The 3255-nt window shown below is 38.7% G+C and carries 2 protein-coding genes; both read left to right on the top strand.

Annotated features, from left to right (window positions below; all coding sequences use genetic code 11):
* Positions 1-397: 397 nt before the first annotated feature.
* Entirely contained in the window at positions 398-1036 is a 639-nt protein-coding gene (locus ACESMA_RS21410; RefSeq protein ID WP_372950925.1) for an RNA polymerase sigma factor, read from the top strand.
* Positions 1037-1546: 510 nt separating this feature from the next.
* Complete coding sequence (locus ACESMA_RS21405) at positions 1547-2581, top strand: IS110 family transposase (protein ID WP_372950924.1); 1035 nt, start codon at positions 1547-1549, stop codon at positions 2579-2581.
* Positions 2582-3255 lie beyond the last annotated feature (674 nt).

Below are 3255 nucleotides of genomic sequence, written 5' to 3'. Positions count from 1 at the left end.
GTGCTCGCCGGCATAGGTTCCCAAAAAATTACCAATTCCCTGAAGTGCATTTTTACTCACCGGTTCGCGGTCGAACTCATACAGGGCATCCAGTTTTTTGGTAATGGTTGCAATCCTCATTTTAATGGTTTAGATTTTTTTTTTGAAAGGCCCAAATTAGAAAAAATATCCAATGTAAAATATTCAATAACGAATAAGGAATAGGAAAGTGTATTTTTGATTACACGGGTAAGACAAAATACACGTCTTACACTACCAATTCAAAAGATTCATTCTTTTTTCACCGGCACTTTAGCCCGGTGGTTTGGAATGTCGCAACTTTTATTACGGCTTTAGCATTTAATCCTTTTAATGAGCCACGATGTAAAAACCTGTTCTTCCGCACACATATAAAAATATGGAATTTGTCGTTGCCCTGTCTCACGCTTATCCGAAAAATAAAATTATATTTGTTTTTGAATCTAACAAACCGGCAGTGGAAGACAGCACCCTTTGGAAAGATATAAAGCAAAACGACAAAAAAGCCCTCAGGAGGTTGCACGACAAATACTTCCATCAAATGTACCTTTATGCCTCCAGGTCCACCAATGGAAATGAAGGATTGGCCGAAGAACTGGTGTCCGACTGTTTTATCAAGCTTTGGGAAAACCGCAAAACAATCGACATCCACGAATCGGTAAAACACTTCCTTTTTATAATGCTTCACAATCACATCACAGACCATTTCCGGAAGAAAAAGTTACTGACCGAACCCCTCGCTCAGGATTTTGCAGTTCCAGGCGACGAAAAGTTTTTCGACGACCAGAAACATTATGCCCGTTTGTATCAGGCTGTAAAGAAACTTCCCGACCAGTGCCGGAAAGTTCTCGAAATGTCCATTTTCGAGTCCTTAACATACCAGGAAATAGCAGAAAAACTGCACATCTCAAAAAACACGGTAAAAACCCAGGTAGGCAGAGCCTACAAGCATTTACGTGAAATACTCGATCCAAAGGATTTTAATTTCTTTTTGTTGGTAAGGAAGAGGAGAAGTTAAAAATCAGGTTAAGGCAACCACCCCCATCCGGCCTACCGCACCCCTGTCCGGATGACCCCTCCTAACAAAAGCCAGGAGGGGAAAATTCGTAGTTGGGATTTTTAAACGGTTTCAAAATGTTTTACCACAAAATTATGTGGTTAGCACGAATTTCTCCTCCTCGCCGGTTTCCTATAGGAGAAGGAGAGCCTGTCCCGGGAACCCCATTAGACTTGCAGTTATTAACAGAAAAAGATTAAATGAAGCTAATAATGATGTATATGATTGATTTTCTTTCTTTTTGCTTCTTTTTCTTTCTTTTGTTAATTGTTGGTAACTGTGAAAAGGAAAAGAAGAACCACCAGTTTCGCCGAGAGCATAAGCTTCGAGCTTCAGTCCCGATTAGAACGGTGGAACTTCTTATCCTGGGTTGCCCAGCCTCAATAGTAATTAAAGCAAAGCTTAATAGCATGGAATAAGGCGAGCATCCTGCCACAGTTAATTTATAAACCTGTAAAAGTTATAATTAACATGGAACGTAAATTTAAATTAATCTTTGGAATTGACATTAGTAAATTGACACTTGATGTAACATATTTTTTTGATGGCTTTTCGCATTACATCCAGGCTCCTAACTCTGCAAAAGGAATCAGCCATTTGGTAAACATTATTAAAGAATTGGGAGTTGCTGAATCAGAAGTTCTTATCTGTTGTGAAAACACAGGTAGTTATACCGAGAAACTAGCCCTGGTAATGAAAAGTCTTGATGTTACCTTTTGGGTGGTCCATCCAGTGATAATGAAAGGTTACAGGCTGGATTTACAACGGACAAAGAATGACAAAGTCGATTCGAATAAAATCGCCGAGTTTGCCTTGGCGCATCAACATAAGGCAACTAATTTTCATCATCCTGACCAAAAAACAAAAGAACTAAAAGAGTTATACCTTTTGCGGAAACAACTAATTGGTTTTCGCCAACGGACTTTAAACTTTATTGCCAGCGAGAATGACAAAGCCATTCCAGGCATTATAAATACGATGATTTATGACCAATTAAAGCTCTTTCTTACCGATTTGATTAAAGAGGTAGAGAAAAGTATTCGGCTGCTTATAAAGTCAGAAAAAACAATCTGCGACTATTACAATATTCTACTTTCTATCCCCGGGGTTGGGCCGGTAACTGCACAACATATTATATCGATTACCGATGGGTTCAAAAAAATATCAGACTATAAATCTTTTGCCTGTTATGTTGGAATAGCCCCATTTGCCCGTTCATCAGGAACATCAATCAAATATCGGCCGAGAACATCGAAAAAGGCAAACCAGGAACTCAAGGCCGAAATGCACCAGGGGGCTATAAGTGTAATAAGGCAAGGACAAATCTTTCATAATTACTATAAAACAATGATAGAAAGAGGAAAGCATCACCTTTGGATTATGAACTCAATAATGAATATGATTGCTAAATGTATTTTTAAATTAATCGCTAAAATGATTCCGTTTAACAAAGAAATTTTTGTTAATAACAAAAAATCTTGGCAAAATAATTTGGTTTTGTCATAGTAATCGGGAAGTGGCATCCGCATACTGGCGGATGACGAGGTGGTTCTTCATGAAATTTATTTACTGATGAATCTATATGAAATAAAAACACCACCCCCATCCGGCCTACCGCACCCCTGGCCGGATGCCCCCTCCTAACAAAAGCCAGGAGGGGAAAATTCGTAGTTGGAATTTTAAATCAGTTTCAAAATATTGTGCCAAAAATTTGCAACGAGCACGAATTTCTCCTCCTAACCAACTTCTTACCTTTTGGTTAGGAGGAGTGACATCCGCCAGTTGGCGGATGACGAGGTGGTTCTTAATTCCATTTCAGCATTTCATCACAATAACTTTCCTTTTAATCTCACTTCATCACAATAAATCCCCACCTAATCCCCATAAATCTCAAATTATTTTCACCTCATCAATCCGCTACCAATCAGCCCACTACAACCCCACCCCTCATTTTTTTCAAAAAAACTTCCCATTCCTGTCACCCTGCCCATTCGTTTTATCGTCTTTATAAATGAAAGCAACCGATAAAACTTACACCCGGTTGTTCATAGTTTTAGGTTAGATAAAAAAAGAACGATCGAAAATTTCGGTCGTTCTTTACCACAAATTGAAAAAGAATGATTGAATCAAACCAGGATAAAATTTGGGAACTCTCCGCTTCAAAGGTTCACAATGAAGCC

Source organism: Mariniphaga sp. (assembly GCF_041687215.1).
GTDB lineage: Bacteria > Bacteroidota > Bacteroidia > Bacteroidales > Prolixibacteraceae > Mariniphaga.
This window is presented reverse-complemented; position numbering and strand designations above follow the sequence as displayed.

Bases quoted from the DNA above. Each gene is read 5' to 3' on its own strand.
- ACESMA_RS21410 (WP_372950925.1), top strand. From the start codon at position 398: ATGGAATTTGTCGTTGCCCTGTCTCACGCTTATCCGAAAAATAAAATT.
- ACESMA_RS21405 (WP_372950924.1), top strand. From the start codon at position 1,547: ATGGAACGTAAATTTAAATTAATCTTTGGAATTGACATTAGTAAATTG.